The organism is Sinomonas atrocyanea (assembly GCF_030812675.1).
Taxonomy (GTDB): domain Bacteria; phylum Actinomycetota; class Actinomycetes; order Actinomycetales; family Micrococcaceae; genus Sinomonas; species Sinomonas atrocyanea_B.
In genome coordinates, this window is the sequence record NZ_JAUSTE010000006.1 from 136,134 (window position 1) to 155,438 (window position 19,305).

Below are 19,305 nucleotides of genomic sequence, written 5' to 3' on the forward strand. Positions count from 1 at the left end.
CGCTAGCCGCCGGCCGCATCGGCGCTCTTGAAGAATCCCGCCACCGCCTAGGCTGTGCCCTGTGCAGCCCACATCCCGCGGGGAGCTGACCCCCGACCCGCGCGCGCCGATCACGAGGATCGCCCCGCCGGACTGGGCCGGCCATGCCGTGCGGCACCTCTGGATCGTCGAGTGGGACCTCCCCGCGGGCGAGGCCGTCCGCCAGCTGGTCCTCGGCTATCCCGCGCTGAACATCGTCGCCGAGCCGGAGAGGTTCGCCGTCTACGGGCCCACGACGTCGGCCTCCACCCGCACGCTCGCGGGCTGCGGATGGGGTGTGGGGCTGCTGCTGCGCCCCGCGGCCACGCCGCTGTTCGCCCGCCGGCCCGCGGAGTTCGCCGACGCCGAACGCGACCTCGACGCGCCCGAGGTGCACCGCGCCGTCGTGCGCGCCATGGGCTCGGAGCGGCCTGCGGCGGACCGCTACGCGGAGGCGGCGGAGGCGGTGCTGCGCTGGATCGTGGGGCTGCTGCCGGCCGCGGACCCGCGCGGGCTCGAGGCGAACCGCATGGCCGAGCTCGCCGACGCGCGGCCGGGGCTGCTGAAGGTGGCAGACCTCGCGGCCGCGATGGGGGCCTCCGAGCGCACGCTCGACCGGCTCGCCGCCGACTTCCTGGGCCCGAGCCCTGCTGCGCTCATGCGCCGGCGGCGGATCCAGCTCGCGGCCGAGCGCCTGCGCGCCGAACCCCGCACGCCGCTCGCCGAGCTCGCCCACAGCCTCGGCTACGCCGACCAACCCCACCTCACCCGGGACTTCCGCGCCGTGCTCGGGATGACGCCGCGCGAGTACGCGGGCCGCTGAGGGCGGTCTATCGGGCCACGCGGAAGCGCCCGGGGACGCCTCCGGCGCCTGAGGCCACATCCGCGGCGAGTTCGCCGATCACGGGCGCGAACTTGGCCCCGTGCACGGAGCAGGGGGACACGACCGTGATGCCGCCGGCGGAGTCGATAACGAAGTCCTCGGTCGGCGTGTTCGTGAACAGGCATGTGGTCTCCGCGTAGGGCTCGGGGACCAGGCCCGGGAGGTACTCGCGCACGTACTCGACGACGCGGCGCCGGTTCTCCGGGTCGATCACTCCGTCCTGGTCCGCCGCCGAGGGAAGGACCTTGCCGCCGTTGAACTCGGCGATCTTCTGCCCGCGGAACCCTGCGTCGCGCCCGCCCGGAAGTCCGTACGCCGTCCAGCCCCGGCGCATGTGGATGAACGTGGGCCACATCGCGGGCGCCTCGGCCGGCGACTCGGCGTAGGGGAAGTGGTAGGCCTGCTCCTGCCGGACCTCGAGGTGCGGCATGGCGCCAAGGAACCCCTCCGGCAGGGGAAGCGCCGCGAGCAGCCGCGGCAGCCAACCGCCCGCGGCGACGACGACCCGGCCGGCGCGCAGAGTCCGCCCGTCCTCCGCCGTGATGACGAACGCGGACCCGTCCCGGGCCACGGATCGGGCCGCCCAGCCGGTCTCGACCCGGGCGCCATGGCCGGCGCCGGCGCGGACCAGGGCCATCACCGTCTCCTGCGCGTCGATGACGCCCGCGCCGGGGTGCCACAGCACGTCGGTGTCGAAGGCGATCTGGGGCCACCTCCCGCGGGCCTCCTCGGCGCCGAGCAGCTCGTGCTCGACCCCGCAGGCCGCGAGCACCCCGGCGAGCGCCGCGGGGTCGCGCTCGGCGCCGTAGTCGACGGACCCGGTAGCGGTGATGAGCTCGCGGCCGCTGAGCCGGGCCAGCTCCGCCCAGCCGTCCTCGGAGCGCTGGAGGAGGCGCGTGTAGAACTCGTCCTCGTAGGCGTAGCGGAAGATGCGCGCGGACCCGTGGGAGCTCCCCAGCTCATTGGCCGGGGTGGTGCGCTCGAGGAGGGTCACCTGATGGCCCCGCGCCGCCAGGTGCCACGCTGTCGAGGCACCGGCCAGCCCGGCTCCGATGACGGCGTAGTCGGTCGATTCCATGGCCTGCTCCTGAGTCTCTCGGTCGCTGTGCTTCTAGTAATCCATCAGGAGCGGGGTCTTCGCCAACAGGGACCGCTGCCGCAGGGCTTCTGTGGGCTGACGGACGGCACCGCGCGGTGTCACTGCCCTTGGGCTGCGAAGTCGAGGGAGCCGAGGGCAGGCCGGGCGAGGTAGCCGAAGTCGGAGACAAGGGTTGTCCCGTTGATCGGCGCGCTGGCGGGCGAGGCGAGGAACAGGGCGTGGTGGGCGATTTGGCGGGCTGGGATGACGGGGAGCCGGGTGCCTTCGAAGCCGTCGGGATGGCCCATGTCGGACCGGGACATGGGGGTGTCGACGATTCCCGGACACAGCGCGTTGGCGCGGATCCGGGGGCAGTCGGCGGTGACGGCCTTGGTCAGCATGACGAGGGCGCCCTTCGAGGCGCTGTAGGGGGCCATGCCCTCGTAGGCGACGAAGGCCGAGTCGGAGGCGAGATAGACGATGGTGCCGACGTCGCTGGCTTGCAGGTGTCCGAGGGTGTGCTTGGTGATCAGGAAGCTGCCTCGGACGTTGACGGCCATGACCTTCTCCCAGTCACCGGCGTCGATCTCATCCACCCGGGCGCCCACGGGGCCTGAAATGCCTGCACAGCCAATCACCGTGTCGATCCCCCCGTGGATGGAGACGATCCTGCGCACGGCGTGTTCTACGTCGTGCTCGTCGGTGAGGTCGGCCTGCTCGAAGACGACGTCCGCGCACTGGTCGCGGTAGGCCTCAGCGAGGCGGTGGCCTCCGGGTGAGCGGTCGAGGATGGCGACGCGGGCTCCCTCGGACACGAAGGCGTCGACGCAGGCCCGGCCGATGCCCGACGCGCCTCCTGTGACCAGGGCGACGCGCCCGTCCAGATTCAGATCCATGTGCTGGCTTCCTCTCCGCTAGCCCCGTGCCTTCTCGAAGGCGAGGGTGGGCAGGTCGACGATGTGGGCGCCGCCGTCGACGACGAGGGTGGCCCCGGTGATGTAGGAGGACTCGTCGGAGCCGAGGAAGCGGACGGCGGCCGCGATCTCAGCTGGGGCGGCCGGGCGGCGGAGTGGGAGATCGGCCGTCACGGCGTCGTAGGCGCCCTGGCGGGAGGGCAGGCCGGCGCCCTCGACGAGCTCGTCCATTTCCTCGTCGGCCATGGGCGTGCGGACCCACCCCGGGCAGACGGCGTTGACTCGCACGCCGTGCCTGCCGTAGTCCCGGGCAAGGGACTTGGTGAGCCCGATCAGGGCGTGCTTGGCCGTGACGTAGCCGGCCATCGAGGGGCCAGCGAAGAGTCCGGAGAGCGAGGAGACGATCACGATCCGGCCGGCCGTTTCGATCAGCGCGGGGAGGAATCCGCGGACGATGGCGAACGAGGTGGTGAGGTTGGAGTGGAGCGCCTCGGCCCAGCCGGCGTCGCTGGTCTCGCCCACTGAGGTGAAGCCGGGGCCGCCTGCGTTGCAGACGAGGGTGTCGACGCGGCCGTATCGCTCGAGGACGGCGGCGAGAGCCGCTTCCACGGCTGCCGGGTCGCCGGCGTCGGCCACGAGCGGCAGGGCGCCGATCTCCTCGGCCACGGCCTCGAGCGGCCCGGGTCTGCGGCCGAGGATGACGACGTGGGCGCCCTCTGCCGCATAGCGTTCGGCGATGGCAGCGCCGATCCCGGTGCCGCCGCCGGTGACGACGACGACGTGCCCGTCGACGTGGGAGCCGGTGTAGGCCATGGTGTGGTTCCTCCGAATTCAGGTGGTGGTGGATCCTGCCCTCGGACACCGGGCCGGCGCGGTCCGAGGACGGCGCGCGGCCCGGCGCGGAGGCCTCTCCCCCGAGTCAGCGGCTGATGACCTTGGGGGCTGCGACGGCCTTGAGGCCGGCGACGCCGAACTCCTGGCCGTAGCCGGACTGCTTGGTCCCGCCGAAGGGCACGTCCGGGTTGAGGGTGCCGTGCTGGTTGATCCACACGGTTCCGGCCTGGATCAGCTTGGCGACCGCGACCGCGGCATCGACGTCGTCGGACCAGACCGAGGCGCCGAGTCCCTGCTCTGAGGCGTTGGCGCGGCGGATGGCGTCGTCGACGTCGGTGTACCTGATGACGGGGATGGCCGGCCCGAACTGCTCCTCGTCCACGAGGCGCGCGCCGTCCTCGATGTCGGCGACGACGGTGGCCTTGTAGAAGAGTGGCCCGAGTTCGGGGGCGGGCTCGCCGCCGGCGACGATGCGGGCGCCGCGCGCGCGGGCGTCGTCGACGAGGTCCTTGACGATGTCGAACTGGCTCTGGTTCTGCAGCGGGCCGAGGACGTTGCCGTCCTGCAGGCCCGGGCCCATGGGCAGTGCGCGGGCGAGCTCGGCAAGGGCCTCGACCACGTCGTCGTAGACGGAGTCGTGGACGTAGAGGCGCTTGAGCGCGGCGCACGTCTGGCCGGTGTTGATGAAGCAGCCCCAGAAGAGGTTCTCCGCGATCGCCGTGGCGTCGGTGCCGGCAAGGACGATGCCCGGGTCGTTGCCGCCGAGTTCGAGGGTGAGCCGGGCCAGGTTCTGGGCGGAGGAGGCGACGATCTTGCGGCCGGCCTCGGTCGAGCCGGTGAACATGATCTTGTCCAGGCCGCGGTGGGCGGCGATCGCGGCGCCGACCTCACGGTTGCCGGAGACGACGGTGAGGACGCCCTGGGGCAGGTGGCGGTTGAAGATCTCGGCGAGGGCCAGGACGGACAGGGGGGTGAAGCTGCTCGGCTTGGCCACCACGGTGTTGCCCATGCGCAGGGAGGGGGCGATCTGCCAGACCGTGATCATCATCGGCCAGTTCCACGGTCCGATGGCCCCGACGACGCCGAGGGCGTCGTAGTGCACCTCGGAGCGGGCGGCGCCTGCCTCGAAGACGACCTCGGGTTCGAGGACGGTGTTCGCCGCGTTGCGGGTCCACACTGCGCACGCGCCGACCTCGAAGCGGGCGTTCGGCCCGTCGAGGGGCTTGCCCTGCCCGCGGGAGAGGATGTGGGCGAGCTCTTCGAGGTTGGCCTCGAGGTCGTCCGCGATGGCGTTGAGGATGCGGGACCGTTCGGCGTGGCCGAGGGCGTTCCAGGCCGGCTGGGCTTGCCGCGCGGCGGCGATCGCTGCCTCGAGGTCGTCGAGCCCGTGGACGGGGGCGTGGCCGATGATCTCGCGGGTCGCTGCATCGGGGATGGGCCGGCCCTGGCCTTCGGGGACGGTGATGGCGTCGAGGATCGACGTCGTCGTAGTGGTCATGGTGGTCTCCTGTGGTGCTCTCGTGGGGGTCCGTCTACGGGTCATTCGGCCGGGTAGGCGGTGTCCTCGAGGATGGTGAACTGGCTGTCGAAGGGCAGGTGGACGGTGTCCAGGGTCGGGCCGTCCCAGCAGAACATCCGCCCGATGGAGCGCTTGTTGGCCAGGTCGATGACGACGATCGACTCGACGGGCATGACGGTTTCGCTCCAGTGGAGGATGACGATGCCGTCGGCGAGCTCGAAGACCTGGATCGGGTCTGCGTCGGCGAGGCCCACTTCGCCGCCCTTGACGCAGTGCCAGGCGAAGGTGCCGGAGTTGAGGTAGATGTGCTCGTAGTGCTCGGTGGGGCTGTAGCGGTAGTAGATCCGCTTGCCGACGAGTTCGCTGGTCCGCCGGCGGGGCTCGATCTCGCCGGTGCCGGCGACGCGGCCGGAGCGGATCTCGGTGTGCATGCGGACCTTGCCGTCGCGGTCGACGAAGGAGGAGTCCGCGACGGTCACCCGTCCGTCCGACTGGTCGATGACCATGGAGACATCGTTGGAGTGGGCGCCCTCGCCCTTGACGAAGTCGACGAAGAAGATGCCCGGGCGGACCTCGACGGCGCGGTAGGGGTGGGTTCCCGACTGCCCGGCGCCCTCCCCGTCGGTGATCGTCCAGGTGATCTGTCCGTCGGCGAAGGTGTGCTCGATCGTCCAGCCGTTCTCGAAGCGGACCTCGATGGGTGCTCCCTCGAGGCTGTCGCTGGCCGGCAGGGTGGGCATGCCGAAGCCGTCGAGCATCACGGTCACATCGGGCCACTGGTCCGTGGGGACATAGTCCTGTTCGGTCGGGGCGAGCTGCTGGGGGGTGGTCGACATGGAGGTTCCTTACGTTGGTGGTTCTGCAGAGGAGCGTGGGATGAGGGCGCGAGGCCCGGTCAGCCGCCGGCTGTGGTGATGCGGTCGAAGTCGATGTCCTTCTTGACCAGGGGAAGGACTGCGCCGCCGGCGAACGCGACGGGGATGAACCACAGCAGCTGCCTGGCGATGGAGCCGTCGCCCGAGAGCATCGCGTCGTAGTTCGCGATGGCGATCGTCAGGACGGTGACCATGAGCACGATCGCGGCGGCGGGGGCGACCCGGGTGCTCCAGAATCCGCGCTCGAGCTTCTCGCGGATGAAGAAGACGAGGATGGAGACGGAGGCGAAGCCCATCATGACGATGAAGCCCACAGTGCCCAAGGCGACGAACCAGGAGAAGACGATCACGATCGGGTCGGCACCGGACCAGAGGAAGGCCATGAGGATCACGGCGATCACGATGCCGTTCACCAGTGCCGCAGTGGCGGGGACCTGGGCTTTCTTCGAGACCCGTGAGAGCGGCTTGGGCAGTGCCCCTCCCCGTGCGAGGGCGAAGACGTAGCGGGAGAACATGTTCTGCACCCCGATGAGCATCGCGATGAAGCTCGAGACGACCAGGACCTGCATCGTGATGTCCAGCCACGGCCCGACGTACTTGCCGGCGACCGAGAAGATGATGCCGGCCAGGTCGTTCGTCGCTGCGTCCTGGACCTTGTCCGGGCCGACCGCCACGCTGATGGCCCAGGTGGCCACCGTGTAGAAGACGCCGACGAAGATGATCACGGCGAACAGCGCGCGGGGAATGGTGCGGCGGGGCTCGCGGGCTTCCTCGGCGAAGACGGTTGTGGCCTCGAAGGTCGTGAAGCAGGCGAAGACGAACAGCACGGCCACGCCGAGGCCGGGCTGGACCAGCTGTGACGGGGCGAAGCTCACCAGCGACATGTCCTTGCCCCCCGATCCCGCCATGATCCCGATGACCAGGGCCGCGATGGCGATGATCTCCAGGACCAGCAGCACCCCGAGGATGCGCAGGTTCAGGTCCACCCCGCGCATGGTGAGCGCCGTAGTGATGATGAGGAATGCCAGCACCCACCCCCAGACCGGGAGGTCGAGGCCGAACAGGCGCGAGGCGAGCTGCTGTGCGAACACCGCGAATTGGGCCCACAGGCCCACCTGGAGCGAGACGTAGGTGACGATCACGATCCCGGCCGCGCCCGTGGCCGCGTGCCGCCCAAGGCCGCGCGAGATGTAGGCGACGAAGCCTCCCGCACTGACGATGTGGCGGCTCATCTTCAGGTAGCCGACCGCGAAGATTGCGATCACGAGGGCGACCAGGACGTAGACGAGCGGGACGCCCGGGCCCATGACGGAGAAGATCACCGGGCTCGCGCCCACGAACGCCGCCATTGGCGCTGCGGCGGAGACCACGAAGAAGGCGATTCCGATGAATCCGAGGCTGTTGGACTTCAGTCGTGTCTCGCCGACGGACGGCGGCACCACGACCTCGTGCTGGGTATTGCTCACGGGTCCTCCTTTGGACCTACTGCGATGGCCCTGTGCGGGCGGGGAGAGTTTGGGACGCCTCGTGGGGCGCGAGTGCCGAGGCTGCGAGCTGGACGTCCGATGCAGTATGGGATCCCTGGCCCCATATTGAGCATCTGCTTAGTGATAGAGATTACGAGCGTTCGCGGCGGGGTGTCAAGGGCGTCTGGCGGGTTCTGGGGAGCGCCTAAGCTGAACCTGTGAGCCGCGAGAAACGACAGCCCAGTCATGGCGAGGGCAGGGAGGCGCTCCTCGAAGCAGCCGTCCGCGTCGGCGCGCGCAAGGGCCTGCGCGGGCTGACCTTCCGAGCCGTGGCTGAGGAGGCAGGCCTGAACAACAGCCTCATCGCCCATCACTTCGGCACCCGGGACCGGCTGCTCGCCGCGGCCCTGGAGTGGACCGTGGACCGCGCCATCGGGGGTGCCGACCTCAGCGAGTACGCGACCGACTCCACCGCCTTCCGCGAGGCCCTCATCCGGAATGTCCTGTCAGAGCCCGACATCGAGATCTTCCAGTTCGAGATGGTCATCGAGGCGACGCGGCGGCCCGAGCTCCAGGACGCCGTCCGCGAGCTCTACGGCCGCTACGTGGCCGCCCTGGCCGCCGGCCGCACCGCCCTCGGAGCCGAGGACAACCCCGGCCTGAACTTGGCCATGTTCGCCGCGCTCGATGGCCTCACCCTGCAGTACTTCTGCAGGGCGATCACCGCCGAACAGCTCTCCGACGCGGTCGAGGCGCTGGGGGTCGCGGTCGGCACACCGTCCCGTTCCCGCGGCTAGCCTGCCTGCCGGACCGGGTTGGCGGCCGGCGGCCATTGCCGGGTGTGGAGCTGCTCGGTGATGTTGCAGGCTGCGGTGAACCCGCTCTCGATGGCGCCGTCGATGAATCCGCCCCAGCCGTTGGCGTAGTCGGACCCGGCGAGGTGGATCCTGCCTTCGGGACGCTGGAGCTCGGGCAGGCTCTCGGAGAGGTAGCCTGCACGGTGCATGGGCCAGGTCTCGCGGGCGAATTCGTCCTCGACCCAGCTGTGGCCGGAGACCTCGAGGACCTCGATCTCGGGGATCCACCGCCTCAGGATCTCCTGGGCGGCCGCGGCGTCGTCGACGTCGACGGAGGGTCCGTCCGGGCCGAAGGCCACGAGCGTGGTGCTCTCGGCATCGAGGTACTCGGCCTGGACGAAGTTCAGCGGCCACTCCTGGGGGCCCATGGCCACGAAGCGCTCGTGGCGGCCCTTGACCTTGATCCAGAGCTTGGTCCCGAGTCCGAGCTGTCCGCGCTCGGCGGCCTCCCGCTTGCCCGCGGACAGCTCCGGCTCGAAGCGGATGCCGTCCAGGGTGTGCAGGGGCACAGTGACGACCATGGCCTGCGCGGTGTACTCGGTGGCGTCGCGTCCGACGGCGACGACCCCCTTCTCGTCGTGGCGCACGTGTGCGACGGGGGTGTTGAGCGTCAGCGTCGCGCCGCAGTCGGCGAGGATGGCCCGGGCGAGGGCTTGGGTGCCGCCCTGGACCTTGTAGGTCGCGCAGGTCTCGAACATGATCGGCCACTCGTGGAACGCGGCGGCGGCCCAGCGGAGGGCCTGGGTGTAGGCGGCATCCTGGATGCGGCCATTGAAGTTCAGGGCCCAGAAGCTGCGCATGAGCTCGTCCGCGACGGTGTCCAGGCCGAGTTCGTCGATCTTCTCGGCGACGGTCAGCTGGTCCGCCTCCTTCACCGCCGGGTTGGTGAGCGGCTCGTACGGCAGGGGGATGAGCCGTCGGGACGGGGCGAGGAAGCTGCGGTTCGGTCCATCGAGGATCGCCATGAGCTCCTCCGGCGCGCCCTCGTGGAGCCTGCCGTCGGCATGCCAGTAGGCCTTCTCGAACTCCGGGGCCGTGACCACGCCGATGCCGTAGCGGGTGAGCTCGGCCCAGACGTGGGGCTGGCTCCAGTGGATCCAGGTCCCGCCGAGTTCGAGGTTGCGGCCCATCCGGGGCTCGAGCCAAGTCCGGCCGGCGATGCGGTTGCGGGCCTCGAGGATCTGGACGCTCAGGCCCTTCCTGCTCAGCTCGCGGGCGGCGACGAGGCCGGCGAAGCCGGCTCCGATGACGATGACGTCTGAAGTGTTCTGCATGTCGCCCGGTCCCGTCAGCTGTAGACGAAGAACTCGGTGGTCGGCTTGACCACGGTCCAGCGTGTCTTGGCCCCCTTGTTGAACGAGGCCATGCTCCCGTCGGTGAGGTCGAAGGTCTCGCCGCCGATCACCTCGATGCGCAGGTGGCCCTCAACGATGTAGAGGGTCTCATCCTCCTCGAAGGCGAGGTCGAACGTCTCCGGGGCGTCCTCGGGCGTCACGGCCCAGATCCCGCCGGAGAGGGCGGGCCGATCGCCGTCACCCGGCTTGCGGAGCCACTGGACCGTGCCGACGGCGAAGGGCTCGGCCAGCTCCCGGTCGGTGTCGGCGTGGAAGATGGGTGCACTCATGGGATCGCTCCTTTGCGAAGGGGAAGGGCCGGCCATCGGTGGACGTGGCCCGTATCACTACGCCCACTACTCTGCACTTGCTTAGTTTTCAGTGTCAAGCTCTGCATCTGCAGAGTTTTTGCGGGTGCGCCGGTAGCATCGATCTATGACGGTCAGTGAGGTCAGGTACGGCACAGGGCGCGAGGCCCTCATCCGCGCGGTGGTCGATGTCGTGGCGGAAGAGGGCCTGGACGGACTGAGCTACCGCAAGGTGGCGCAGCGGGCGCATGTGAACAACACCCTGATCTCACACCACTTCGGGTCGAAGGAAGCCATGCTCGAGGCGGCGACGGTCTGGGCGGTGCAGCGCACCCAGCAGCGGGCGGACCTCACGCTGGCATCGGCCATCGACCGCGACTTCGCCGAGACCCTCACCCGCATTGTCGGCGAGGAGCCGAACCTGCAGGTCTTCCAGTACTCCATGATCCTGGCCTCCCGGCGCAGCCCGGAGCTGCGCCGGATCGCAGGGAACCTCTACGAGAGCTACATCAGCATGGTCCAGGACGTTCTGGTCCGGTACGGATACGAGCCCGAGCGCGCCGCGGCCCGCGCCGTGTTCGCCGCGCTGGACGGGCTCGTCCTCCAGCAGGTCACCGTGGCGGAGCGCGAGGAGATCGTCGCGGCGATCACGCGGCTCGGCTCGCTCATCGAGAGGAAGTAGCCCTCGGAGGCAGGGCTGCCACTAGGCCCGCTCGGCCGCCCGCAGCTCGCGCCGGAGAATCTTGCCGGAGGACGATTTCGGGATCGCGTCGAGGAACTCGACGACGCGGACCTTCTTGAACGGGGCGACGTGCTCGGCGACGAAGGCGATCACATCTTCGTCCCCCAGCTGGGCCCCTGGCTGGCGGACGACGAACGCCTTGGGGACCTCCTCGCCGTCGTCCGCCCGCACGCCGATGACCGCGGCGTCCGCGATCTCCGGATGGGTGAGCAGCACCGCCTCGAGCTCCGCCGGGGCGATCTGGTAGCCCTTGTACTTGATGAGCTCCTTGAGCCGGTCCACGATCGTCACTACGCCGTCCGCGCGGACCGTGGCGATGTCCCCGGTGCGCAGGAACCCGTCCGGGTCGATGGTCGCTGCGGTCGCGTCGGGGCGGTTGAGGTAGCCGAGCATCACCTGCGGGCCGCGGACCAGCAGCTGACCGGGCGCGCTCACCGCCTCCGGGTCCTCGCCCGCGGGCGGCAGCGGGATCTCCTCGCCCGTGGCGGGGTCGAGCAGCCTGCACTGCGTGTTGGGCACCGTCACGCCGACCGAGTCCAGAGGCATCCGCCCGGCCTCCGAGAGCGGCATGATGTGCGAAGCCGGGCTCAGCTCGGTCATGCCGTAGCCCTGCAGCATCGCGCAGCCGAGCCGCGCGGCGACGGCGGCGCCGAGCCCGGCGTCCAGCGGCGCGGCCCCGGAGAACGCCACCCGCACGCTCGTCAGGTCGTACTGACCCACCAGCGGGTGCTTGGCGAGCGCCACGGCGATGGGCGGGGCGATGAAGAGGTACGTGCAGCGGTGGTCCTGGGTGATGCGCAGGAACTCGGCGAGGTCGAACTTGGGCATCGTCACGAGCCGCGCCCGCTGCAGGAAGGCCGCGTTGACGAGCATCGTGAGGCCGTAGATGTGGAAGAACGGCAGGACGGCCAGGAGCGTGTCCTCCGCCGTCACCCCCAGCAGCGGCCGGCCCTGTGCCACGTTCGCCACAAGGTTGTAGTGGCTGAGCATCACACCCTTGGGCGTGCCGGAGGTGCCCGAGGAGTAGGGCAGGACCGCGACCGCGTGCGGGTCCACGTCCACCTCCGGCGCGTGCAGCCCGCCAGACAGCGCCTCCCCGAGCGTGGGGTGCGCCGCACCGGAGGGCGAGGGGCCGCCGTCGAGCACCACGATCCGCTCGGGCGGGATGCCGGCCTGCCCGGCGGCGGGCTCGGCGCGGTCCAGGAACGGGGAGACTGTGAAGAGCCATGCGGCGCCGGCGTCGGCGAGCTGGCGCCCCGTCTCCTCGGCGGTGTAGAGCGAGTTGACCGTGGTGACCGCCGCCCCGGTCCGCAGGATCCCGTGGAAGACCACGGCGAAGGCGGGGATGTTGGGGCACATGATCCCGAGCGTGGTCCCCGGGCCCACCCCGTGGGCGGCAAGCCAGCCGGCGAGGGCGTCGATGCGGGCCACGAGCTCGCCATAGGTGGTCTCGGCCCCGCTCGTGCCGTCCACCATCGCGACCCGCTCCAGGTCCTCCCCCGTCAGGCCCCCGAACAGGTACTCGTGGAGGGGGACCTCGGGGATCTCGACGTCCGGGTACGGGCTCGCGAACATGGGTTCTCCTTCGGATCCAACGGATCGGCGCACGACGGCGGCACTCGCCGCTGTGGACATCGTGCGGTGCCGCCGGGGCCGGAGCAAGGGCTGAAGCGGCGCTCGGGGCCGGAAGGGTGCCCGGCGGACGGCAGGATGCTGCCGGACTGGGCCGGCGCGGCTGCCCACGGGCCTCCTCGGCGAGAGGAGCGGCAGGATCTTGCCGGATTGCGTCTCGCGGGAGACACTGTGGACTGGAGCTCAGGAAATCGGCAGGATCCTGCCGAGAGGAGGCGGGGTGGACGAGGCGGGGCGGGAGGCGCTGGCGGCGCTCGGCGCGAGCATCAGGGCCGCGCGCAAGGACGCCGGCATCACGCAGGCCACCCTGGCCGAGCTCGCCGGGACGTCGGAGCGGACGGTGCGGGACATCGAGCGCGGCTCGCCGAGCCCGAGCATCGGCGCCGTCGTCGCCGCCGCGCGGGCGGTGGGCCTCACGATCGGCGCGAGCTGATGTCCCGGGACCTCTCCGCGCTCAGGTTCGTCGACGAGGCCGACGTCTACAAGGCCGGCGTCCTCGCCGGCAGGCTCTGGCGAGACGAGCGTGCGCGCATCAGCTTCGCCTACCGGGAGGACTACATCGCGGCGCAGGGCCGGCCGGTGGCCCGCACCCTGCCGCTGGGGCCCGAGGCCGTGGGCCCCCTGCATGGCCTCCCCGCGTTCTTCGCCGGCCTCCTGCCCGAGGGCCACCGGCTCAGCGTGCTCCGGTCCGCGGCGAAGACGAGCCTCGACGACGAGCTCACGCTGCTCCTCGCCGTCGGGGCGGACGTTCCCGGCGATGTGCAGGTGGTGCCCGCGGGCGCGGCGCCGGGCGAGCCGGAACCGCTCGCCGACCTCGACGCGGCGCCCGCGGACTTCTCGCGGCTCGCCGATGCCCTCGACCTGCACGGGCTGCCCGGCGTCCAGGACAAGGTCAGCGCCTCGATGCTCTCCGCGCCCGTGGCCTCCCCGCACCACCGGTGGATCCTCAAGCTCGACCCGCCCGGCACCCCGCACCTCGTGCTCAACGAGGCGCTGCACCTCGCGGCCGCCCGCGCGCTGCGGATCCCCGTTGCCTCCGCCCACGTGGTGCGCGACGCCGGAGGAGTGCCGGGACTCCTCGTCTCCCGGTTCGACAGGCTGCACGACGACGGCCGCTGGCGCCGGCTCGAGCTCGAGGACGGAGCCCAGATCCTGGGCATGCTGCCCGCGGCGAAGTACTCGGTGGCGGCCGAGGACCTCGTCGCCGCCGTCGCAGCGGCCTGCCGGGCACCGGCGGTCGCCGTCCGCAACCTGTACCTGCAGTTCCTGTTCGCCTGGCTCACCGGCAACGGCGACCTCCACGCCAAGAACGTGGCGGTCCTGACCGGCCCGGCCGGGCACCGGGCCCCCGCGCCGGCCTTCGACCTTCCCAGCACCGTGCTCTACGGCGACATGACCATGGCGCTGCCCATCGCCGGGAGGACCAAGGGCCTGCGGGCCCGGCACTGGGCCGAGTTCGCAGCGGCGATCGGCCTGCCCGAGCGGGCCGCCGCGTCCGCCACCGCGCTCGCGCTCAGGGCCGCGGCCGGCGCGGACCTCGCGGCGCTCCCCTTCGAGGGCTCGCCGCTCAACCGGGCCCTCCGGGAGCTGCGGCACCGCAGGGCCGAGTTCAGCTAGCCCTCGCTCCGGCCTGCCCTGGTTCCCGCGGCCGGAGGGCGCCGATCAGGACCCGGCCGCGGTGAGCCGCTCCGCGAGCTCCCGCATCGCGTCGCGCAGCTCCGGCGGATCGATCACGGTGACCGGCCAGCCGAGCCGGACCACATGGTAGGCCACGTAGTCGAGGTCGTCCGCGCCCGCGGTGAGGATGCTGGCCTCGCCGTCCGGCTCCACCACGGCCATGGTGGACGGGACGCGCTCGGCGACCTCGTGGGCCGGGGCGTGGATGCGGACCTTGGCGACGAACTGGTACGGCGCCTGCGTGATGGAGGACTGGACGTACTCGACCGCGTCCGGCGCCTCCCGGGGCCTGAAGCGCCAGCCGGTGCCGCGCGCTGCCGTCATCCGGTCCAGCCGGAAGGTCCTCCAGTCCTCGCGGTCCAGATCCCACGCCATGAGGTACCAGCGGCGCGCGGCGGCCACGAGGCGGTAGGGCTCGACCCGGCGCTCGGACCGCTCGCCGCCGGACTTCGTGTAGTCGAACGTGGCCCGCTCCGGGGTGCGGATGGCCCTCGCGAGGGCCACGAGGATGTCTGCGTCCACGGCCGTCACCGGGCTGTCCAGGCTCACGGTCGCCTCGATGACGCCCTTGACCTCGGCGCGCAGCCTGGCCGGGAGCACCTGGTCGAGCTTGGCGAGGGAGCGGACGGCGGCCTCGCCGAGCCCCGCGACCGTCCCACCCGCGGCGAGCCGGAGGCTCACGGCCACCGCCACGGCCTCCTCGTCGTCAAGCAGCAGCGGCGGCAGCGCCTTCCCTGCGCCGAGCTGGTAGCCGCCCCCTGTCCCGTGCTCGGCGCGCACGGGGTAGCCGAGCTCGCGCAGGCGGTCCACGTCGCGGCGGATGCTGCGTGTGGTGACCCCGAGCCGCTCGGCGAGCTCCGCGCCGGTCCACACGGGGCGGGACTGGAGCAGATTCAGCAGGCTCAGGACGCGCTGCGTCGTGTCGTTCATGCCTCCATCATGGACTCCTGCTGAGGACAGGAGCTGTCCTCAGCTGGGGTGGCGCGGCCGGATTCGCTGGCGGGCCAGACAGCGGACCGACCCTGTCCTGCACCCTCGCGACACTGGTCCCGGGGCATCAGGAAGCCCCCGGAACGGGCAGGGAAGAGGAGTGGTCATGGCTGCACAGGGGACCGTCGAGCAGCTCCACGGTACGGCGTGGACCGGGCGGGGGAACGCGCAGGAGGCTGCGCGGGAGGCGGGCCGGGTGCCCGAGGTGGCGCGCGCCGTCGTCCGCGGGTGGGCGCGCGGGTGGGAAGGCGCGGTCCGCGCTTGGCGGGGCGCGGACCGGCGGACGCAGGGGCTCGACGAGCGGCGAGAGCAGGTGCGCCGGGACGTGGCGATGCTCGGCCCGCGCCCGTGGTGAACTCCCCGCCCTCCCGGACGGCGGGGCTCAGGCGCGGGTGAGCAGCAGACTCACGTTGTGGCCGCCGAACCCGAACGAGTTCGAGACGGCGGCCTCGACGCGGGCCGCCCTCGGGGCGCCGGCGACGACGTCGAGGTCGATCGCCGGGTCGAGGCGGTCGAGGTTGCGCGTGGGCGGGATGATGCCGGATTCCAGGGTGAGCGCCGTGAGGATCGCCTCGACCGCACCGGCCGCGCCGACGAGGTGCCCGAGCGCCCCCTTCGGCGCGGTCACAGCCACCTGCTCGCCGAGGGCCTTTCGCACGGCGATGGCCTCGCTGATGTCGCCGACGTGGGTGCCGGTGGCGTGCGCGTTGACGTGCTGGATGTCGCCGCCGTCGATGCCCGCACGGCGCAGAGCCTTGCGGATCGCCTTGATCTGGCCGACGCCCTCCGGGTCGGTGCCGGTGATGTGGAACGCGTCCGCCGTGACCCCGTAGCCGGAGAGTGCGGCGCGGACGCGGGCTTGGCGCGCCCGGGCGTGCTCAGCTCGCTCGAGGACCACGACGCCGGCCCCCTCGCCGAGCACGAACCCGGTGCGGTCGGCGTCGAACGGGCGGGAGACGGCCTCGGGGTCGCCCTGGGCCTTCGAGAGGGCTCCGATCTGGGCGAACCCGGCGATGGTCAGCGGCGTGATCGCGGCCTCGGCGCCGCCCGCGATGACGATGTCCGCCTCGTCGCACTCGATGAGCCGGGCCGCGTGGACGATCGCCTCGGCGCCCGAGGCGCACGCGGAGGCCGGGGCCATGGCGGCGGCGCGGGCGCCGTACTCGATGCTCAGCTGCGCGGCGGCGGCGTTGGCCATGAGCATGGGGACCGTGCGCGGGGACACCCTGCGGGAGCCGGCGGCCTCGAGGACGTCGTCCTGGGCCAGGAGGGTCTCGACTCCGCCGATGCCGGTGCCGATCACAACGGCGAGCCGGTCGCCGTCGACCTCCGGGGCGCCGGCGTCGGCCCACGCCTCGCGCGCGGCGATGACGGCGGCCTGCTGGCTGCGGTCGAGGCGGCGCGCCTGGACGGGCTGCATGGCCTGCTCCGGCTCGACCGCGAGCCGGCCGGCGATGTGGACGGGCAGCGAGGGGTCGAACCCCGAGAGGGCGCGCACGCCGGACCGGAGGGAGAGGACGCCCCCCCAGAGCTCGGGCACGGTGCCGCCCAGCGGCGTCGTGGCACCCATTCCGGTGATGACGATCTCGGTCCCCATGATGTCCTCTGTGTGGAAGAGCCCCCGCACAGGCGTTGTATGCCGTACAAGAGGGAAGGTTGTTTGTACAGCATACAATTCACCTATGGGTCCCGTCGAGACACGCGCTGCCGCCGCCGCACGGCGCCTCCTCGCCCCGCGCAAGGGCCGGGGCGCGGAGACGCGGCAGCGCATCGTCGACGCCGCGGCGGCGCTGTTCGCCGCCCGCCCCGCGGACTCCGTGACGGTCAGCCAGATCGCCGCAGCGGCGCGGGTCTTCCCGAACCAGATCACGTACCACTTCGGCTCGAAGGACTCCCTCTTCATCCACGCCGCCTTCGTGCTCCTGCTGCGGGACGCCGGGCGGCTCGAGGGCGTGGGCGCGCGGCTCTCGTCGGCCGAGGCGTTCCGGCGCGCCATGGCGCGGACCGCCCTCGTGACCCCGTCGCTGCCCGTGGTGATCAGCGCGCTCGCCCTCGCCCGGGCCAAGCCGAAGCTGAGCCCCGTGGTCAAGGGCCACCTGAGCCTCCTGTTCCGCATCTCCGAGCAGTACCTCGAGACCATGCTGGCGCTGCGCGGCTGGGTGATCGACCGCAGCCCCCGGCAGGAGGTCAAGACCTTCTGGTCCGCCGCGTTCGGGGCGATCCTCATCGCCGAGTCCGGCTACCCGGGAACCCAGGCCGACCTCGACCTGGCCGGCACCCTGACCATCCGGGAGCCCTGAGCGGAAAGGGGCCGGGCCGCCGTCGTCCGCCGCACCCGCAGAAGGTGACCCCCAGAACGTGACGGACAGAAGGTGACCCCCAGAACGTGACGGACAGAAGGTGACCCCCAGAACGTGACGGACAGAAGGTGACCCCCAAACGGAGGGGGAGCCGTCCCCGTCCGTCTGAGAGTCACCTTCTGGGAGTCAGGTCCTAAGGGTCACCTTCTGGGAGTCAGGTCCTGAGGGTCACCTTCTGGGAGTCAGGTCCTGAGGGTCAGCGGTTGAGGAAGACGCTGACATCCTCGTTGCCGATCAGGTCCGGCGCCGTCCAGCCGTCGAGGTCGTACTCGGCGAGGCACTGGTCCGCGAAGCCCTTCATCGCCGCGGTGGTGCCGTTGGCCTGCGCCGCCATGAGCGTCTCGAGCCGGACGCCCTCGTGGTTGCCGGCGTAGTTGCGCTCGTAGAGCTCGTGCCGGCCGCCGAACTCGGTGCCGATCGCATCCCAGAGCAGCTTCATGAGCTTGACCCGCTCCACGGCCGTCACGCCCTCGGAGCCACGGATGTACTTGTCGAGGTAGGGCCGGATCTCGGGCGTCTTGAAGTCGAGCGCGCTCGAGTTGAGGTAGATGAGGCCCGAGGCAACGTCCTGCTCGATGATCTCCTTGATCCGCGGGTAGCCGACCGACATGAACACGCGGTAGGACATCGCGTAGTCCGCCTTCGGCAGCACCGTCCCGTTGGGGCCAGCGTCCGGGTTGAGCGCCATGGCGTCCGCCAGCCCGTAGAACATGTTGCGCCACGCGATCACCTCGCCGGCGCGGGCCTGCACCCCGCGGAAGTCCTTGGTGCCGGTGATCTCGAGAGCCTTGAGCAGCAGTCCGGCAATGAAGTCGAGCTTCACGGCCAGGCGGATCACCCCCTGGAAGGAGAAGCGGTTGAGGAAGCCGGTGGCCGGGGTGAAGTTGTTCATCTTCTCGACGTCGCCGTAGGAGAAGACGTTCTCCCAGGGGACGAGCACGTTGTCGAAGACGAACACGGCGTCGTTCTCGTCCAGCCGGGAGGAGAGCGGGTAGTCGAACGGCGTGCCCATCACGGCGGCCTGGTGCGCGTACGAGGCCCGGGAGATGAGCTTCACGCCCGGAGAATCCATGGGCACCGTGCAGATGAGTGCGAACTCCTTGCGCTTGATCGGCAGGCCGTAGTGCGCAATGAAGTTGTACTGCGTGATGGCGGACCCGGTCGCGACCACCTTGGCGCCCGAGACGATGAGGCCGGCGTCGGTCTCCTTCTGGACCTTCATGAACACATCCCCGGCCTGGTCCGGCGGGAGGTGGCGGTCCACCGGCGGGTTCACGATGGCGTGGTTCCAGTAGAGGACCTTCTCCTGCGACTCCTTGTACCAGCGGTCGGCGTTGTCCTGGTACGGCTCGTAGTACTCGGGCATGCCGCCGAGCGTGCCGAGGAAGGAGCCCTTGTAGTCCGGCGAGCGGCCGAGCCAGCCGTAGGACATCCGGGCCCACGTCTCAATCGCGGTCCGCGAGGCCTTCAGGTCCTCGACTCCGCGGGCAGCCTTGAAGAACGGGTGGGTGAGTCCCCCGGAGCCGGTGTCAGTGGGGACCAGGAGCTTGGAGGCCGTCTCCTCGCGGTGGAAGCCGTCGTAGAGCCGGGCGACCATCCGGACCGAGTTGCGGAACGCCGGGTGGGTGGTGACGTCCTTGACGCGTTCGCCGTAGATCCACACCTCCCGCCCGTCGCGCAGCGACTCGATGTACTCGTCGCCGGTCTGCGGCTTGAGCGGGTTGGCGGGGGTGGTGCGGGTGCTCATGTCCGGCAGCTGGGTGGCGGGCTGGTCGAGGATCTCGGTCATGGCGTGGGTTTCCTTTCATGGCGGCCGAC

At 71.1% G+C, this 19,305-nt stretch carries 19 protein-coding genes; 7 read left to right on the forward strand and 12 right to left on the reverse strand.

What is annotated here, in order from left to right; all coding sequences use genetic code 11:
- Positions 1-61: 61 nt before the first annotated feature.
- Positions 62-841, forward strand: a complete 780-nt coding sequence (locus J2W20_RS10560) for an AraC family transcriptional regulator (RefSeq protein WP_307006531.1) — start codon at positions 62-64, stop codon at positions 839-841.
- Between the two features lie 7 nt (positions 842-848).
- Here the strand turns inward: J2W20_RS10560 and J2W20_RS10565 are convergent, their stop codons facing one another.
- The 6 genes from J2W20_RS10565 to J2W20_RS10590 all read right to left on the reverse strand — a co-directional run bounded on the left by J2W20_RS10565 (position 849) and on the right by J2W20_RS10590 (position 7,587).
- Entirely contained in the window at positions 849-1,979 is a 1,131-nt protein-coding gene (locus J2W20_RS10565) for an FAD-dependent oxidoreductase (RefSeq protein ID WP_307006532.1), read from the reverse strand.
- A 119-nt stretch (positions 1,980-2,098) separates the two neighbouring features.
- Positions 2,099-2,875, reverse strand: coding sequence for an SDR family NAD(P)-dependent oxidoreductase (locus tag J2W20_RS10570; protein ID WP_307006533.1), 777 nt, complete (start codon positions 2,873-2,875; stop codon positions 2,099-2,101).
- Between the two features lie 18 nt (positions 2,876-2,893).
- Positions 2,894-3,706: an SDR family NAD(P)-dependent oxidoreductase gene (locus J2W20_RS10575; protein ID WP_307006534.1), complete on the reverse strand. Its 813-nt coding sequence runs from the start codon at positions 3,704-3,706 to the stop codon at positions 2,894-2,896.
- Positions 3,707-3,812: 106 nt separating this feature from the next.
- Complete coding sequence (locus tag J2W20_RS10580) at positions 3,813-5,225, reverse strand: aldehyde dehydrogenase family protein (protein WP_307006535.1); 1,413 nt, start codon at positions 5,223-5,225, stop codon at positions 3,813-3,815.
- A 41-nt stretch (positions 5,226-5,266) separates the two neighbouring features.
- Positions 5,267-6,082: a MoaF C-terminal domain-containing protein gene (locus J2W20_RS10585; RefSeq protein ID WP_307006536.1), complete on the reverse strand. Its 816-nt coding sequence runs from the start codon at positions 6,080-6,082 to the stop codon at positions 5,267-5,269.
- A 59-nt stretch (positions 6,083-6,141) separates the two neighbouring features.
- On the reverse strand, positions 6,142-7,587 hold the full coding sequence (locus tag J2W20_RS10590) for an APC family permease (protein WP_307006537.1): 1,446 nt from the start codon (positions 7,585-7,587) through the stop codon (positions 6,142-6,144).
- Between the two features lie 218 nt (positions 7,588-7,805).
- Between J2W20_RS10590 and J2W20_RS10595 the strand changes: the two genes are divergently transcribed.
- Positions 7,806-8,384, forward strand: coding sequence for a TetR/AcrR family transcriptional regulator (locus J2W20_RS10595; protein ID WP_307006538.1), 579 nt, complete (start codon positions 7,806-7,808; stop codon positions 8,382-8,384).
- Here the strand turns inward: J2W20_RS10595 and J2W20_RS10600 are convergent.
- Together J2W20_RS10600 and J2W20_RS10605 are read right to left on the reverse strand one after the other, a co-directional pair.
- Positions 8,381-9,718 carry a flavin monoamine oxidase family protein gene (locus J2W20_RS10600; RefSeq protein ID WP_307006539.1) on the reverse strand — a complete coding sequence of 446 codons (1,338 nt, stop codon included), beginning with the start codon at positions 9,716-9,718 and terminating at the stop codon, positions 8,381-8,383. The genes J2W20_RS10595 and J2W20_RS10600 overlap by 4 nt on opposite strands.
- A 14-nt stretch (positions 9,719-9,732) precedes the next feature.
- Entirely contained in the window at positions 9,733-10,068 is a 336-nt protein-coding gene (locus tag J2W20_RS10605; protein WP_307006540.1) for a cupin domain-containing protein, read from the reverse strand.
- A 145-nt stretch (positions 10,069-10,213) separates the two neighbouring features.
- On the opposite strand from J2W20_RS10605, the gene J2W20_RS10610 reads away from it, so the two are divergent.
- Positions 10,214-10,768, forward strand: coding sequence for a TetR/AcrR family transcriptional regulator (locus J2W20_RS10610; RefSeq protein WP_307006541.1), 555 nt, complete (start codon positions 10,214-10,216; stop codon positions 10,766-10,768).
- A gap of 21 nt (positions 10,769-10,789) precedes the next feature.
- On the opposite strand, the gene J2W20_RS10615 is transcribed toward J2W20_RS10610, so the two are convergent.
- Positions 10,790-12,403, reverse strand: a complete 1,614-nt coding sequence (locus J2W20_RS10615; protein ID WP_307006543.1) for an AMP-binding protein — start codon at positions 12,401-12,403, stop codon at positions 10,790-10,792.
- Between the two features lie 277 nt (positions 12,404-12,680).
- Here J2W20_RS10615 and J2W20_RS10620 point away from each other — a divergent pair, with 277 nt between their 5' ends.
- Together J2W20_RS10620 and J2W20_RS10625 are read left to right on the forward strand one after the other, a co-directional pair.
- Positions 12,681-12,893, forward strand: coding sequence for a helix-turn-helix domain-containing protein (locus tag J2W20_RS10620; protein WP_307006544.1), 213 nt, complete (start codon positions 12,681-12,683; stop codon positions 12,891-12,893).
- Complete coding sequence (locus tag J2W20_RS10625) at positions 12,893-14,077, forward strand: type II toxin-antitoxin system HipA family toxin (RefSeq protein WP_307006545.1); 1,185 nt, start codon at positions 12,893-12,895, stop codon at positions 14,075-14,077. Before J2W20_RS10620 ends, J2W20_RS10625 begins: the two co-directional genes overlap by 1 nt.
- 45 nt (positions 14,078-14,122) lie before the next feature.
- Here the strand turns inward: J2W20_RS10625 and J2W20_RS10630 are convergent, their stop codons facing one another.
- On the reverse strand, positions 14,123-15,067 hold the full coding sequence (locus tag J2W20_RS10630; RefSeq protein WP_307006546.1) for a helix-turn-helix transcriptional regulator: 945 nt from the start codon (positions 15,065-15,067) through the stop codon (positions 14,123-14,125).
- A gap of 166 nt (positions 15,068-15,233) precedes the next feature.
- Between J2W20_RS10630 and J2W20_RS10635 the strand changes: the two genes are divergently transcribed.
- Positions 15,234-15,482 carry a hypothetical protein gene (locus J2W20_RS10635; RefSeq protein ID WP_307006547.1) on the forward strand — a complete coding sequence of 83 codons (249 nt, stop codon included), beginning with the start codon at positions 15,234-15,236 and terminating at the stop codon, positions 15,480-15,482.
- 27 nt (positions 15,483-15,509) lie between these two features.
- Here the strand turns inward: J2W20_RS10635 and J2W20_RS10640 are convergent, their stop codons facing one another.
- Positions 15,510-16,724: a beta-ketoacyl-[acyl-carrier-protein] synthase family protein gene (locus J2W20_RS10640; protein WP_307006549.1), complete on the reverse strand. Its 1,215-nt coding sequence runs from the start codon at positions 16,722-16,724 to the stop codon at positions 15,510-15,512.
- 85 nt (positions 16,725-16,809) lie between these two features.
- On the opposite strand from J2W20_RS10640, the gene J2W20_RS10645 reads away from it, so the two are divergent.
- Positions 16,810-17,427, forward strand: coding sequence for a TetR/AcrR family transcriptional regulator C-terminal domain-containing protein (locus J2W20_RS10645; protein WP_307006550.1), 618 nt, complete (start codon positions 16,810-16,812; stop codon positions 17,425-17,427).
- A 256-nt stretch (positions 17,428-17,683) separates the two neighbouring features.
- Here the strand turns inward: J2W20_RS10645 and J2W20_RS10650 are convergent, their stop codons facing one another.
- Positions 17,684-19,276 (reverse strand): 4-hydroxyphenylacetate 3-hydroxylase family protein, encoded by a 1,593-nt coding sequence (locus J2W20_RS10650; RefSeq protein ID WP_307006551.1) that lies wholly within the window; start codon positions 19,274-19,276, stop codon positions 17,684-17,686.
- Positions 19,277-19,305 lie beyond the last annotated feature (29 nt).

Coding starts and splice junctions, on each gene's coding strand:
- J2W20_RS10565 (WP_307006532.1), bottom strand. CDS start 1,979: ATGGAATCGACCGACTACGCCGTCATCGGAGCCGGGCTGGCCGGTGCC.
- J2W20_RS10600 (WP_307006539.1), bottom strand. CDS start 9,718: ATGCAGAACACTTCAGACGTCATCGTCATCGGAGCCGGCTTCGCCGGC.
- J2W20_RS10650 (WP_307006551.1), bottom strand. CDS start 19,276: ATGACCGAGATCCTCGACCAGCCCGCCACCCAGCTGCCGGACATGAGC.
- J2W20_RS10570 (WP_307006533.1), bottom strand. CDS start 2,875: ATGGATCTGAATCTGGACGGGCGCGTCGCCCTGGTCACAGGAGGCGCG.
- J2W20_RS10635 (WP_307006547.1), top strand. CDS start 15,234: ATGGCTGCACAGGGGACCGTCGAGCAGCTCCACGGTACGGCGTGGACC.
- J2W20_RS10625 (WP_307006545.1), top strand. CDS start 12,893: ATGTCCCGGGACCTCTCCGCGCTCAGGTTCGTCGACGAGGCCGACGTC.
- J2W20_RS10575 (WP_307006534.1), bottom strand. CDS start 3,706: ATGGCCTACACCGGCTCCCACGTCGACGGGCACGTCGTCGTCGTCACC.
- J2W20_RS10630 (WP_307006546.1), bottom strand. CDS start 15,067: ATGAACGACACGACGCAGCGCGTCCTGAGCCTGCTGAATCTGCTCCAG.
- J2W20_RS10580 (WP_307006535.1), bottom strand. CDS start 5,225: ATGACCACTACGACGACGTCGATCCTCGACGCCATCACCGTCCCCGAA.
- J2W20_RS10610 (WP_307006541.1), top strand. CDS start 10,214: ATGACGGTCAGTGAGGTCAGGTACGGCACAGGGCGCGAGGCCCTCATC.
- J2W20_RS10585 (WP_307006536.1), bottom strand. CDS start 6,082: ATGTCGACCACCCCCCAGCAGCTCGCCCCGACCGAACAGGACTATGTC.
- J2W20_RS10615 (WP_307006543.1), bottom strand. CDS start 12,403: ATGTTCGCGAGCCCGTACCCGGACGTCGAGATCCCCGAGGTCCCCCTC.
- J2W20_RS10640 (WP_307006549.1), bottom strand. CDS start 16,724: ATGGGGACCGAGATCGTCATCACCGGAATGGGTGCCACGACGCCGCTG.
- J2W20_RS10645 (WP_307006550.1), top strand. CDS start 16,810: ATGGGTCCCGTCGAGACACGCGCTGCCGCCGCCGCACGGCGCCTCCTC.
- J2W20_RS10605 (WP_307006540.1), bottom strand. CDS start 10,068: ATGAGTGCACCCATCTTCCACGCCGACACCGACCGGGAGCTGGCCGAG.